Genomic DNA, 13,737 nt, shown 5'->3' on the forward strand with positions numbered 1-13,737 from the left:
CGGGGAGAGCAGCCATGAATCGGCCACCGCTTCGGTTTCCGCTTCGCGTGACCAGCACCGTGCCCGTGCGGAGTTGGCGTTGGCTCAAATGGGGGCTTGGCGCGTTTTTGCTGCTCGTGGTGGCGCTGATTGCGCGGCTCGTGCAGATCGAGATCGAGACCTCACGACTGCAGGCGCGGTACCTTTCCGAGCTGACCCGCGACGTCGCTTTTTCGGTCACCGACGGTCCCAGTCATTCCATCCGCTTTCCGCAAGCCGACAAGGGCCCGTACGACGCGCGCCTCGGCTACGCGCTGTTGCCGGCTATCCAGCAGCGTCTGTTGCAACATGGCTTCGAAATCAGCTCGCAGGCGCGCGATTCAGAACGCATGCTTTCGCTAGCCGATGACGGCCTGTTCCTGCCTTACGACGAAAAAGACACGGCCGGCCTGCAATTGTTCGACGGCACCGGCGTGCCGCTATACAGCGCTCAGTTTCCCGGTCGGGTGTACGACAGCTTCGGCGCGATTCCGCCGCTCGTGGTGAACTCGCTGCTGTTCATCGAAGACCGCTATCTGCTCGATCCGGATCAGCCGAACCGCAATCCGGCGATCGACTGGGGGCGCTTCAGCCGCGCGCTCGTCGATCAGGGCGCGCGCGTGTTCAATCGTCATCAGCAGACGCCCGGCGGCAGCACGCTCGCGACGCAGATCGAGAAATTCCGTCACTCGGCGGGCGGCCGCACCGCGACGCCGCCGGAAAAGCTGCGGCAAATCGCGTCGGCGTCGGTGCGCGCTTATCTGAACGGACCGCAAACGCTGCCGGCGCGCGAACAGATCGTGGTCCATTATCTGAACTCGGTGCCGCTTGCCGCGCAGCCCGGCGTCGGCGAAATCAACGGTATCGGCGATGGGCTCGCCGCCTGGTATGGGCGCGATTTCCGCGAGACCAACCGGCTGCTGACGGCGCCGTCGACCGATGCAAATCTGCCCGACCAGGGTCTGGCGTTTCGCGAAGTGCTGTCGCTGATGATCGCGCAGCGCGCGCCGTCGTTTTTTCTGCAGCGCGGCTATCCCGAACTCGAACGGCTGACCGACAGCTATCTGCGGCTGCTCGCGAGTGGCGGCGTGATCACCGGGCAGTTGCGCGACGCGGCGCTGGCGGCGCACGTCGAACTGCATCGCACGCCGCGCAGCACACCGGATCTCGGTTCGTTCGTGTCGCGCAAGGCCGTCACGTCGATGCGCTCGCATCTGCTCGCCGCGCTCGGCGTGCGCAGTTTCTATGAACTGGACCGCCTCGACGTGCAGGCGACAGGCACGCTGAACAATGACGTGCAACAAGCCGTTGCCGAGCGCCTCGCCGCCGCCGCGACGAAAGACGGCGCGAAGGCCGCGGGTCTCGTCGGCTACGAAATGTTGCGCGGGTCCGACGATCCGTCGCATATCGCCTACAGCTTCACGCTGTTCGAGCGGCGAGGCGACGCGAACCTCGTGCGCGTGCAGACCGATAGCGTGAACCAGCCGTTCGACATCAATTCCGGCGCGCGCCTGAACCTCGGCTCGACCGCGAAACTGCGCACCGTCATCACGTATCTGCAGATCGTCACCGATTTGCACACACGGTACGCATCGCTGAGCAATGCCCAACTGAAGGCGATCACGCCCGATCCGAACGATCGGCTGACGCGCTGGGCGATCGACTATCTGCTGCACACGCGCGACCATTCGCTGCAGCCTATGCTCGACGCCGCCGTCGAGCGTAAATACTCGGCGAGCCCGGGCGAAACGTTCTTTACGGGCGGCGGCGCGCAGACCTTCACGAACTTCGAGTCCGACGACAACAGCCGCATCCTGACCGTGCATCGCGCGTTCCAGCATTCGGTGAACCTCGTGTTCGTGCGGCTGATGCGCGATATCGTGCACTATGAAATGGTGCAGACCACCGGGCCGTCGTCGCAATGGCTCGGCGATCCGGCGACCCGCAAGATGTACCTGACACGTTTCGCCGATCAGGAAAGCCGCGTGTACATGAAGCGTTTTTACACGAAGTACCACGGCAAGACGCCTGATCAGCAGATCACGCTACTACTGCTCGGGGTGCGCAAGTCGCCCCCGAAAGTGGCGACCGCGTTGCGCAGCGTCGCGCCGGATCAATCGAACGCGTGGTTCAACAGGATGATGTACGCGGCGCTGAAGAACACGCCGGCGGCTTCGATGCTCGACGACGAAGATCTCGCGAATCTGTACGACAAGTACGGCATCAACCGCTTCAACCTGAACGACCGCGGCTATATTTCGAGTGTGCATCCGCTCGAACTATGGACGCTGAACTACCTGCGCTCGCATCCGGATGCGACGCTTGCGCAGATCGAAGCCGCGAGCCAGGACGTGCGCCTGTCGACTTACTCGTGGCTCTTCAAGACGCGCTATCACGTGACCCAGGATCACCGCATCAAGCGCATGGTCGAGCTGCGCGCCTACGACGCGATCGGCAAATCGTGGCAGGCGCTCGGCTATCCGTTCGCGACGCTGACGCCGTCGTATGCGGCGGCGATCGGCGCGTCGGGCGATCGTCCGGCGGCGCTCGCGCAACTGATCGGCGTGATCACGAACGGCGGCAACAAGGTGCCGACCGAAACGCTGACGCAAATCGACTTCGCGAAAGATACACCGTACGAAACGCATTTCAGGCGCGCGGTGGTCGAGCCGCAGCAGCAGGTGTCGCCGGAGATTGCCGGGGAGGTGCGGATGCTGTTGCGCGACGTCGTGACGGGTGGCACCGCGAGGCGTCTCGCGCAAGGCATGACGTTCCCGAACGGCGAAACGCTCGAAGTCTATGGCAAGACCGGCACCGGCGATCAGCGCTTGAACGTGTACGCGAAGGGCGCGCGGTTGATCGAATCGCGCAAGGTGAATCGCAGCGCGACCTTCGTGTTCGCGCTCGGCGACCGCTTCTACGGCACGTTGACCGCGTGGGTGCACGAGCCGTATGCCGCGCGTTACGACTTCACGAGTGCGCTGGCGGTGCAGTTGCTCAAGTCGATGGCACCGGCGTTGCAGCCGTTGCTCGACAAGCCGGTTCAGAAAACCGTGACGGCGGCGCCGGCGGGATCGACGCCTGCGGCGACGAACGTTGCTGCGCAGTGAATCGCTCACCGCTCGTCATAACCTGCCTCCGACGCCGCCGGCTTCAGGAACAGCTCATGCACCGGCGCGAAATGCGCATATAGCGGCAGAATCGCACCGCCCATCGCGCGGGCATCGGCGCCGATCGCGCCTTCGAGCAATTGCGGCCGCACCATCCCTTCCCATTCGAAACGATCGAGCACGCGCTCGGTGCGGCGAATGATCTCGCGCAGCAGTAGCCGGTCGAACTCGCCGTCGATCACGACGGCTTCGAGATCGAGCAACGCGGCCGCATTGGTTAGCGCGTTCGCGATCGCCGGGCACGCGCTGTCGAGCCATCGCTCGGTATGCCGCCACAACTCGGGCGATAACGCGCGATGATCATGCGCCGCGGCCGCCGGCGCGCCCGCATCGCTGAACAGCCGTTCGAGCACGAAGCCCGATGCCGCGTGCAGCAACTGCCGCGCGGGTTTGCGTGCGCCGCCCTCGCGCAGCGGGATCGAACCGACCGCGCCCGCGTTGTCGTGCGGACCGCCATGCAGACGTCCGTCGATCACGAGACCCCCGCCGATGAACGTGCCAACGAACAGATACAGGAAGTTGTGGATGCCGCGGCCCTGGCCCATCACGAGTTCGGCCGCGCACGCGGCCGTGGTGTCTTTGGCGAACTCGACGGGCAGGCCGGTTATCGTCGCGATGCGCGCGCGCAGATCGATGTCGTTCCAGGCGTCGAGCGCGTCGGGCGGCGCGCCGAGAAAGTCGCGCCAGCCGCCGAGCCACAACGGCGCCGCGACACCGACGCCGACCACCTTGCCCGCCTTCGCGCCGAGCGTCTGGTTCACGCGCGCGAGTTTGTTCTCGAGCGCGGGGAACAGCGCGCGCGGATCGGGATACGCATACTCGAATACGTCGCGGCATACGATGCGCCCGGCGAAGTCCATCGCGAGCACGTCGAGACTGCGGCGTCCGACCTTGATACCGATCGTGTACGCGCCGTCCGCGCACAACGCGATCGGCACCGACGGCTGGCCGATCTTGCCGCGCACGCGCGCGTGCTTTTCGAGCAGGCCGTCGGCGATCAACCGGTCGACGATCATCGACACCGTCTGCATCGAAAGACGCGTGAGGCGGCCGACCTCGGCCTTCGGCAGTGGTCCATGCAAGCGGATCGTTTGCAGCACGATGCGCTCGTTGAATTGCCGCATGCCGACCTGATTCGAACCGACCGTGCGTTTGACCGGCGAACGCCTGCTGGTGCTGGGGGTGTCCATTGTCGTGTACCGGCCTCGTGGCTCAGCGGATTGGGCGGCGCGTCATGCGATCGCCTTCACGTCGGCTTCCTTCGCCCCGGTCATGATCGCGACCGCTTCCGACATGTGCACGTCCTTCGTATTGACGAGCGCCGCGCGCCGGCCGAGCCGCTGGATATGGATGCGGTCCGCGATCTCGAACACGTGCGGCATGTTGTGGCTGATCAGAATCACCGGCAGGCCACGCTCGCGCACGCGCCGGATCAGTTCGAGCACCATGTTGCCTTCCTTCACGCCGAGCGCGGCGGTGGGCTCGTCCAGAATCACCACGTGGCGCGCGAATGCCGCGCTGCGTGCAACGGCGACGCCCTGGCGCTGGCCGCCGGACAGCGTTTCGACCGCCTGGCGCATCGAGCGGATGCCGATTTGCAGATCCTTCATGGCCGCGGTCGCTTCGTCGAGCATGCGGCGCTTGTCGATCATCTTGAACAGCGAGCCGCGCCAGCCGGGCTTCAGCAATTCGCGGGCGAGAAACAGGTTTTCGGCGATGCTCATCGCCGGCGCGACGGCGAGTTCCTGGTACACGGTCTCGATGCCTTGTGCGCGCGCATCGAGCGGACTGCGGAACTTGACCGGTTTGCCGTCGAGCAGAATCTCGCCTTCGTCGGGCACCGTGGCGCCCGAGAGCGCCTTGATCAGCGACGATTTGCCCGCGCCGTTGTCGCCGATCACCGCGAGGATCTCGCCGGGCAGCACTTCGAAATCGCAACCGTCGAGCGCGGTCACGTTGCCATAACGTTTGACGAGCCCGCGTGCCTGCAGAACCGGCATCGCAGCGGACGTGGAAGAGGAGGTGGAGGTCGACATGACAAGGCTCCTGTGCGGGATCAACGGCCGCGGTGCGAGAGTTTATCGGCGGCGACCGCGAGAATCACGAGGATGCCGGTGATCAATACCTGGTACACCGAGGAAACACCGATCAGCGTCAGGCCGTTACGGAATACGCCGACAATCAGCGCTCCAAGCAAGGTGCCGACGATCGAGCCGCGTCCACCGAACAGACTCGTGCCGCCGAGCACGACCGCGGTGATGCTGTCGAGGTTCTCGGTTTGCCCGGCCTGCGGATCGCCGACACCGGTGCGCGCTACCGACAGCAGCGCGGCGATGCCGTAGATCGCGCCGGCAAGCGTGTAGACGGTCAGCAGAATCCGCTGCGACGACAGGCCCATCAGTCGCGCGGCCTCGGCGTTGTTGCCGAGCGCGTACAGATGCCGGCCGGGCACCGTGTCGCGCAGCACGAACCACGTGGCCAGATACATCAGCAGCGTCAGCACGGTGCCGTACGTGACTTCCGCCGGTCCGAGCCTGAACGTGCTGCCGAGGAACATGATCGCGTCGGGCAGGTTCGACACGCTTTCCGCGTTCGAGTAGATCTGCGTGAGCGCAAACGCGATGTTCAGCGTACCCAGCGTGACGATGAACGCCGGCAACTTGATGCGCGTGATCAACAGACCGTTCAGTAAGCCGAACAAGGTGCTGGCGCCGATGCCGCACAGAATCGCGAGGATCGGCGGCACGCCGAGCACGACCGCGAACTTCGTCATGATGATCGAGCCGAAGGCCATTACCATGCCGCAGGACAGATCGATGCCACCGGTCAGCACGATCAGTGTCTGGCCGATCGCGATGACCGCGACGACCATCGTCTGCTGCAGGATCAGCGACAGGTTCTGGAACGATAGAAAGCGGCTGCTTTGCGAGATAAAGAATGCGCAGGCCAGCACCAGCGCGATCAGCGGTCCGATTTCGGACAGCGACGGCAGGTGCTCGGTGAAAGACGGGCGCGGGCGGCCGGCGGGCGCGGAAGGGGTCGACATGATGGCAGTCCTCGGTACATGAGCGTGACGTGAAGGTCACGCGGCAAATCAATTGGCGGCCCGGAACGACGAGCAACGGGCCGCTATGCAATGCGCGTTACTTGTTGCCCCAGCAGTTGTCGAGGCCGAACTTCGTATCCTTGCTGTCGATGCCGGACATCGGCTTGTCGGTGATCAGCGTGACGCCGGTGTCGTGATAACCGGAGACCTTCTTGCCGGTTTTCGCGTAGTCGACGCCGGCGGTGACGCCGAGCGCGGCCATCTTCAGCGGATACTGCTGCGAGGTCGCCGCGATCGCGCCGTCCTTCACGTTGCGCACGCCTTCGCAACCGCCGTCGATCGACACGATCATCACGCCCTTGTCCTTGCCCGCCGCCTTCAGCGCGCGATACGCGCCGGCCGCGGCCGGTTCGTTGATCGTGTAGACCACGTTGATGTCGGGCGCTTTCTGCAGGCAGTTTTCCATCGCCGTCTGACCTTTCGCCTGATCGCCGCGCGTGTCCTGGCTGCAGACGATCGACGGATCGCCTTCCTTGACGCCGAAGCCTTCGAGGAAGCCGTTGTGACGCAGCACGCCGACCGACACGCCCGGCGCGAGATCGAGCGTGGCGATCTTCGCGGGCTTGCCGTTCAGCGCGGCCTTCGCATATTTGCCGATCAGCACGCCGGCCTTGAAGTTGTCGGTGGCGAACAGGGCGTCGGTTGCGTCCTGCGGATCGGTCGGCGTATCGAGGGCGATGACCATCACACCGGCCGCGCGTGCCTTCTTGATGCTCGGCACGATCGCCTTGGTGTCGCTCGGCGTGATCAGGATTGCTTTCGCGCCGGCCGTCATCATGTTTTCGATCGCGGTGACCTGACTCGCGTTGTCGCCGTCGAACTTGCCGGCGGCCGTGATCAGTTTCGCGCCGTCTTTCGACGCGGCCGCGTCCGCGCCTTGGCGCATCTTGACGAAGAACGGGTTCGTATCGGTCTTCGTGATCAGGCCGATGACGGGCTGGTCGGCGGCCTGACTCGCGCTTGCGCACCACAGCGCCGCTGCCGCGGCGCACATCGACGCGATTGTCCTGGCGACAGGACGCCTGTGGGAATTCAGATTCATGAGACGCTCCTCCGGTTATTGGCAACGACGTATGGGACTGCAGATAGATCGAAACCGCGAAGCTGCGGGCTTGACGTTTGACGATGACGCTTCGACGTAATGTGGTCCTAAGGAAATCGCCTAAATCACTTTGGTTGATTTAGTACAGCAGGCGCGCGACTGCTCGTCAAGGAAATGTGAACGCGGAAAATCGCCGCGCAGCGAAACGCGTGCAGGCTGAAAGCCTTGTGTCGTAACGCTTTGGCGCCGTGCTGCAGTGCGAAGCGGCGCTTCTCGGCTTGGGGAAAGTCCTGGCTCGTCTGAAAGCGGGTTGAAATGTCAGCGGTGGTTTTTCAACGCAATTCGCGGTGCGTAACGCGCTTTTTCAGTGGGCGCAGAATGTTTGCGAGAGGTTGCGGCGGAACAGCGCTTGCTCGCGTCGGCAGAATGCGAACCTTTCGGAGAGACCCATGCCTTCGCACTGGTGGCAGCGACGACTTTCTGGTCACCGTGGCGTTGGCGGCGCTCGCATGCGAAACGGTCCAGGCGCGCGCCCGGACGTTTGCACAGGTGTCGTTCGCGCCACGCATCGGCGTGCCCGCGCAATTGCGCGTTACTGCAACCTTGCGGCGCGGCTGTAACCGTCACATCAACGCGAGCGCGGTGCGGCCGTCGATGCGCGCACGACCAGATTCGGCTCGGACGAAATCCGCATCGGCACGGGCGCCGGCATGTCCCGCTCGACGCGTCCCGGCTGTCCGTACGAAGTCTCGATCAGCTCGCGCAGCAGTTCCACTGCAAGTCCGGCGACCTCGACCGTCGGCACCGCCACCGTCGTCAGTGCGGGGCGCGACTCGCGCGCGAGCTGGATGTCGGTGATGCCGATCACGGACAGATCGTCCGGCACGTGCCGGCCGAGATCCGCGGCCGCGTGCATCGCCCCGAGCGCAGGCAAATCATTGGTCGCGAAGATCGCGCTGAGTTGCGGATCGGCTTCGAGCAGCGCGCGGGCCGCCAGGTAGCCGCCGTGGATCGTGTCGGCCGCGTGTCGCACGCGATTTCTCGTCACACCGGCCGCGCGCAACGCGTCGACGAAACCTTCGAAGCGCGCCGCGTGAATGCCCGACGCCTTGCTGCCGACGATCGCACCAAAGCGCCGATGCCCGAGCTCGAGCAGATGCTCGCCGGCCAGTTGGCCGGCCAGCCGGAAATCGACCGCGACGCACGGCAGCCCGGGCGGCTCGGTGGGCCGCTCCCACATGCACAGCACGACCGGCGTGCCGCGCGCTTCGGTCTTGTGCAGATCGGCGAAATCGAGGTTCGCGTTGGTCACGAGCACGCCTTCGGACAAGGTGCCGGCGATCTGGTCGAGGTACGCGCGGCCGCTTAGCGGATCGTCGTTGGTATTGCAGATGATCACGAAGTGGCCGCTCGTACGCGCAGCGCGTTCGACCGCGAGCGCGAACTCCGGATAGAACGGATTCGCGATGCTCGACACCATCAGCGCGAGCGTCGGCGCGCGGCCCTCGGCGAGCGCGCGTGCGGCGAGATGCGGGCGATAGCCGAGCGCCGCGACTGCCTCGAGCACGCGTTGCCGGGTCGTTTCGCCAACGCGGCCGCGATTGCGCAGCACGTTGGACACCGTCGCTGACGTGACGCCGGCATGACGCGCGACTTCACTGAGTGTGGGCATGATATGGTCAGTATTTGGGATGGCTGTCCGACATTTGCATCGCGGCGCGAGGCGCGGCAACATCTGTCATCAAACCAACGTACAAAACGATATCGGAGACAGACCAACGATCGCCTTGCGATCGATTTTTCGGTCATGCTGATTAAGCGCTTAATCTCCGACTTCGCGCCGATTAAATCACGGAGTCGATGCAATGGCGAGCATTTCGTTACGAGGCGTGCAGAAGGCGTATGGCGACGGTGCGCCGGTGATTCGCAACGTCGATCTGGACATCGGCGAAAACGAGTTCTGCGTGTTTCTCGGCCCGTCGGGTTGCGGCAAGTCAACGCTGTTGCGCATGATCGCCGGGCTCGAGGATGTGACCGACGGCGACCTGTCGATCGGCGGGAAGATCGTCAACGACGTGCCGGCCGCGCAGCGTGGCGTAGCGATGGTGTTCCAGAGCTATGCGCTGTTTCCGCACATGAGCGTGTTCGAGAACATGGCGTTCGGCCTGAAACTCGCGAAGACCCCGAAGGATGAAATCGAGCGGAAGGTGCATGAAGCCGCGCGCATCCTGCAACTCGAGGCACTGCTCGAGCGCAAGCCGAAGGCGCTGTCGGGCGGGCAGCGGCAGCGCGTCGCGATCGGCCGCGCGATCGTTCGCGAGCCCGGCGTGTTTCTGTTCGACGAACCGCTGTCCAATCTCGATGCAACCTTGCGCGGACAAACGCGCGTCGAAATCGCGCGTCTGCATAAGCAGTTTGCGAAGGCGAGCGTGGTCTACGTGACGCACGATCAGATCGAAGCGATGACGCTCGCCGACAAGATCGTGCTGCTGCATTCGGGCAAGGACACCGAGCGTTACGGCAGCATCGCGCAAATCGGCGCGCCGCTCGAGCTGTATCACCGCCCGAAAAGCCGCTTCGTGGCCGGCTTTATCGGCTCGCCGCGAATGAATTTCCTGCCGGGCAAGGTGGCGTCACTCGATGCGCAGGGCGTGCTCGTCACGCTCGATCACACCGGCGAGAACGTGCGTGTGCCGGTAAGCAGCGCCGGATTGCAGCCAGCGCAGCCGGTCACGTTCGGCGTGCGTCCCGAGCATCTCCAGTTCGTCGATGCATTGGCCACGACGAATGCGGCCGCGTCGCAAGACGGCGTGCTCGCGCGCACCGTATCGCTCGTCGAGCAGCTTGGCGAACACAGCTACGTGCACCTCGATCAACCCGGCGGCGCCGTTCTGATCGCCAAGGCGCCCGGCAACACGCGCCTCGCTCCAGGCGATCGCGCGAGCCTGCGGGTGTCGCGCACGGCCTGTCATCTGTTTACCGAGGACGGTTTCGCGGCCGCGTCGCTCGAATCCGTCGAACACTACGCTTGAAAAACACTGGGGACATAGGGATGCGTCTTGGAGTCTGTTATTACCCGGAGCACTGGCCCGAGTCGATGTGGGACGACGACGCGCGCCGGATGAAAGCGCTCGGCATCGAGCAGGTGCGGATTGCGGAATTCGCCTGGAGCCGGATCGAGCCGACTCCCGGCGAATACGACTGGGGCTGGCTCGATCGCGCCGTCGACGTGCTCGGCGCGGCTGGCCTGAAGGTCGTCATGTGTACGCCGACCGCGACGCCGCCGAAGTGGCTGATCGATCGTCATCCGGAGATCCTGCCGGTCGGCGCCGATGGACGGCCGCGCGGGTTCGGTTCGCGGCGTCATTACGACTTCTCGTCGCCCGCGTATTTCGAGGCTTCGCGTCGTATTTGCACGGCGGTGGCGGAGCGTTACGGCAAGCATCCGGCGGTCGCTTTCTGGCAGACCGATAACGAGTTTGGCTGTCATCACACGGTGGTCAGTTATTCGGCGGCCGCGGTCGCGCGCTTTCGCGAGTGGCTGAAGGCGCGTTATCGCACGATCCAGGCGTTGAACGAGGCGTGGGGCACAGTGTTCTGGAGCATGGAGTACCGCGGCTTCGAAGAAATCGACGCGCCGGTCGGCACCGTGACCGAGGCGCATCCTTCGCATCGTCTCGACTACCGGCGCTTCGCATCCGACGAAGTGGCGCGCTACAACCGCATGCAGGTCGAGATCATTCGCGCGCATTCGCCGGAGCGGCCGGTCGCGCACAACTTCATGCAGCTCTTCACCGAGTTCGATCACTACAAGGTCGCGGCCGATCTCGACGTCGCAACGTGGGACAGCTATCCGCTCGGCGCGCTCGAAGAGCAGTGGTTCGCGCCGGACATCAAGGCGCGCTGGTTGCGCACTGGTCATCCGGACTTCGCGTCGTTCAATCACGACGTGTATCGCGGCATGTCGAAGCTGCCGTTCTGGGTGATGGAGCAGCAGCCGGGACCGGTGAACTGGGCGCAGTGGAATCCGGCGCCGCTGCCGGGCATGGTGCGGCTGTGGAGCTGGGAAGCGTTCGCCCACGGCGCGGGCTGCGTGTCGTATTTCCGCTGGCGTCAGGCGCCGTTCGCGCAGGAGCAGATGCACGCGGGCCTCAATACGCCCGACAACCGGCTCGACGTCGGCGGCAATGAAGCATTGCGGGTGGCGTCCGAAATTCACGCGGTGCTCGCCGCGAACGCCGATGCCAATGCGTCGATTCGCTCGAAAGTCGCGCTCGTCTACGACTATGAAGCGAAGTGGTTGTTCGAGATTCATCCGCAGGGCGCGGACTTTCACTATCCGCGGTTCGCGTTCGAGTACTACTCGGCTTTGCGCGCGCTCGGACTCGACGTCGATGTCGTGCCGGCCGATGCATCGTTCGATGGTTATAGCCTCGTCGTCGTGCCGCCGCTGCCGGTCGTGCCCGACGATTTCGCCGAACGTCTCGCGCGCTCGGGCGCGCAGGTCGTGCTCGGTCCACGCACCGGATCGAAGATGCGCGAGCTGCGGATTCCGGCGAATCTGCCGCCGGGCGCATTGACGTCGGTGCTGCCGCTGCGCGTGTGGCGCGTCGAATCGATGCGGCCGAACGTGACCGAGCCGGTGGTGCTCGAACAGCAGGGCGGTGCCGCCGAGGGCTTCGCGCGACACTGGCGCGATTTCATCGACAGCGATGCATCATCTTCATTCGACGTGCGCGCGCGTTTCGCGGACGATCATCCGGCGTACGTGCGAAGCGGCGCGTATCACTACTTTGCGAGCCTGTTCGACGACGCCTTGACCGTGCGCCTGTTCGCGCGCATCGCGCAGGAAGCGGGCCTCGAAACGCAGGCACTCGGCGACAGCGTGCGCATCAGCCGTCGCGGCGGAATGACGTATGTGTTCAACTATGGCGATCGAACCCACACGCTCGACGACATTTCCGACGGCGCATTCGTGATCGGCTCCCGGGAGGTGGCGCCGCAAGGGGTAGCCGTCTACCGCTCGCAATAGAAGTCCGGCCTTGGCAATTCCACGCAGTCATTCGATATAGAAGCGACAACGACGTAAAAACCATGGAATGAAGGAGACAGTCAGGATGAAACTGAAACCACGCAAGATTCTGTTGGCGCTCGCGCTGGCCGCGGTTGCCGCGGGGACCTCGGTCGTCAGCACCGCGCAGGCGGCCACGCTCGCGATGAACATCGCGTACAAGGGCGCGAGCCAGCGCGCGGTTTGGCAGCAGGTGGTCGACGAGTTCAAGAAGGCGCATCCCGGGATCGACGTGAAGGTATCGTTCATCGATGAGGAAGCCTACAAGGTTCAGTTGCCGGGTTGGCTTTCGACTGTCGCGCCCGATATCGTCAACTGGCACGACGGCGAGCGTATGGCGTATTACGCGCAGCGTGGCCTGTTCGAGGATCTGACCGGCGACTGGCAGAAGAACGGCTGGAACGACATGTATGCGTCGACGAAGGAAGCATCGTCGTACAAGGGCAAGCAGTATGCCGCGCCGACCGTGTACTACTCGTGGGGGATGTTCTATCGCAAGGACCTGTTCGAGAAGGCCGGCATCAAGGGCGAGCCGAAAACGTGGGACGAGTTTCTCGACGCCGCGAAAAAGCTGAAGGCCGCCGGCATTGCGCCGATCGCGGTGGCGGGCCGCGATGCCTGGACGCTGGCCGGCTGGTTCGATTATCTCGATCTGCGCCTGAACGGCAATGCGTTTCACCAGAAGCTGATGGCCGGCGAAATTCCGTACACCGATCCGCGCGTGAAGAAGGTCTATACGACGTGGAAGCAACTGATCGACGACGGCTATTTCATCAACAATTCACTGTCTTACGATCTCGACGCGGTGCAGCCGTTCCTGTTCCAGGGCAAGGCTGCCATGATGCTGATGGGGACGTTCATTGCGGCGGGTTTCCCGGACAACGTGAAGCCGCAGATGGGGTACTTCCAGTTCCCGATCATCGACTCCAAGGTGCCGACCGCCGAGGACGGGCCGGTCGAATCGCTGCATATTCCGTCGAAAGCGAAGAACAAGTCCGATGCGCACACGTTCCTTGCGTTCGTCGAGACGCCTCAGATCGGTGCGCAACTCGCGAAGGGACTCGGCTCGTTGTCGGCGAACAGCAAATCGCCGGAGCCTGAAGATCCGATTTCGAAGATCGGCTTCCAGATCCTGTCGAACACGAAGGGCGGCATTGCGCAGTTCTACGATCGCGACATGACGAAGGAAATGGCCGACGAAGGGATGAAGGGGATGCAGCAGTTCGTCTCCGATCCGTCGAAACTGGACGACATCCTCGCGCAGCTCGAGCAGACGCGTCAGCGTATCTACAAGAAGTGAGCGGCGGCGGCCGCAAGGCCGCTGTCCGAT

The 13,737-nt window shown here is 64.2% G+C and carries 9 protein-coding genes; 4 read left to right on the forward strand and 5 right to left on the reverse strand.

Features of this window, described 5'->3' with window-relative positions:
- The first annotated feature begins 14 nt into the window (after positions 1-14).
- Entirely contained in the window at positions 15-3,128 is a 3,114-nt protein-coding gene (locus HDG33_RS10690; RefSeq protein ID WP_184025440.1) for a transglycosylase domain-containing protein, read from the forward strand.
- A gap of 5 nt (positions 3,129-3,133) precedes the next feature.
- On the opposite strand, the gene HDG33_RS10695 is transcribed toward HDG33_RS10690, so the two are convergent.
- The 5 genes from HDG33_RS10695 to HDG33_RS10715 all read right to left on the reverse strand — a co-directional run bounded on the left by HDG33_RS10695 (position 3,134) and on the right by HDG33_RS10715 (position 9,008).
- Positions 3,134-4,378, reverse strand: a complete 1,245-nt coding sequence (locus tag HDG33_RS10695; RefSeq protein ID WP_184025444.1) for an ROK family transcriptional regulator — start codon at positions 4,376-4,378, stop codon at positions 3,134-3,136.
- Between the two features lie 42 nt (positions 4,379-4,420).
- Positions 4,421-5,224 carry an ATP-binding cassette domain-containing protein gene (locus HDG33_RS10700; RefSeq protein ID WP_184025447.1) on the reverse strand — a complete coding sequence of 268 codons (804 nt, stop codon included), beginning with the start codon at positions 5,222-5,224 and terminating at the stop codon, positions 4,421-4,423.
- Positions 5,225-5,244: 20 nt separating this feature from the next.
- Positions 5,245-6,234: an ABC transporter permease gene (locus HDG33_RS10705; RefSeq protein WP_018423405.1), complete on the reverse strand. Its 990-nt coding sequence runs from the start codon at positions 6,232-6,234 to the stop codon at positions 5,245-5,247.
- A gap of 97 nt (positions 6,235-6,331) precedes the next feature.
- Positions 6,332-7,336: a sugar ABC transporter substrate-binding protein gene (locus tag HDG33_RS10710; RefSeq protein WP_184025450.1), complete on the reverse strand. Its 1,005-nt coding sequence runs from the start codon at positions 7,334-7,336 to the stop codon at positions 6,332-6,334.
- 628 nt (positions 7,337-7,964) lie between these two features.
- The gene (locus HDG33_RS10715; protein WP_184025453.1) at positions 7,965-9,008 is read right to left on the reverse strand and encodes a LacI family DNA-binding transcriptional regulator; all 1,044 of its coding nucleotides are present in this window, start codon (positions 9,006-9,008) and stop codon (positions 7,965-7,967) included.
- A gap of 193 nt (positions 9,009-9,201) precedes the next feature.
- On the opposite strand from HDG33_RS10715, the gene HDG33_RS10720 reads away from it, so the two are divergent.
- The 3 genes from HDG33_RS10720 (at position 9,202) to HDG33_RS10730 (ending at position 13,707) form a co-directional block, all read left to right on the forward strand.
- Entirely contained in the window at positions 9,202-10,368 is a 1,167-nt protein-coding gene (locus HDG33_RS10720) for an ABC transporter ATP-binding protein (protein ID WP_184025456.1), read from the forward strand.
- 20 nt (positions 10,369-10,388) lie between these two features.
- Positions 10,389-12,368: a beta-galactosidase gene (locus tag HDG33_RS10725; RefSeq protein ID WP_184025459.1), complete on the forward strand. Its 1,980-nt coding sequence runs from the start codon at positions 10,389-10,391 to the stop codon at positions 12,366-12,368.
- 85 nt (positions 12,369-12,453) lie between these two features.
- On the forward strand, positions 12,454-13,707 hold the full coding sequence (locus HDG33_RS10730) for an ABC transporter substrate-binding protein (RefSeq protein ID WP_184025475.1): 1,254 nt from the start codon (positions 12,454-12,456) through the stop codon (positions 13,705-13,707).
- Positions 13,708-13,737 lie beyond the last annotated feature (30 nt).

Source organism: Paraburkholderia sp. Cpub6 (genome assembly GCF_014201065.1).
Lineage (GTDB): Bacteria > Pseudomonadota > Gammaproteobacteria > Burkholderiales > Burkholderiaceae > Paraburkholderia > Paraburkholderia tuberum.

Bases quoted from the DNA above. Each gene is read 5' to 3' on its own strand.
- HDG33_RS10690 (WP_184025440.1), top strand. From the start codon at position 15: ATGAATCGGCCACCGCTTCGGTTTCCGCTTCGCGTGACCAGCACCGTG.
- HDG33_RS10695 (WP_184025444.1), bottom strand. From the start codon at position 4,378: ATGGACACCCCCAGCACCAGCAGGCGTTCGCCGGTCAAACGCACGGTC.
- HDG33_RS10700 (WP_184025447.1), bottom strand. From the start codon at position 5,224: ATGTCGACCTCCACCTCCTCTTCCACGTCCGCTGCGATGCCGGTTCTG.
- HDG33_RS10705 (WP_018423405.1), bottom strand. From the start codon at position 6,234: ATGTCGACCCCTTCCGCGCCCGCCGGCCGCCCGCGCCCGTCTTTCACC.
- HDG33_RS10710 (WP_184025450.1), bottom strand. From the start codon at position 7,336: ATGAATCTGAATTCCCACAGGCGTCCTGTCGCCAGGACAATCGCGTCG.
- HDG33_RS10715 (WP_184025453.1), bottom strand. From the start codon at position 9,008: ATGCCCACACTCAGTGAAGTCGCGCGTCATGCCGGCGTCACGTCAGCG.
- HDG33_RS10720 (WP_184025456.1), top strand. From the start codon at position 9,202: ATGGCGAGCATTTCGTTACGAGGCGTGCAGAAGGCGTATGGCGACGGT.
- HDG33_RS10725 (WP_184025459.1), top strand. From the start codon at position 10,389: ATGCGTCTTGGAGTCTGTTATTACCCGGAGCACTGGCCCGAGTCGATG.
- HDG33_RS10730 (WP_184025475.1), top strand. From the start codon at position 12,454: ATGAAACTGAAACCACGCAAGATTCTGTTGGCGCTCGCGCTGGCCGCG.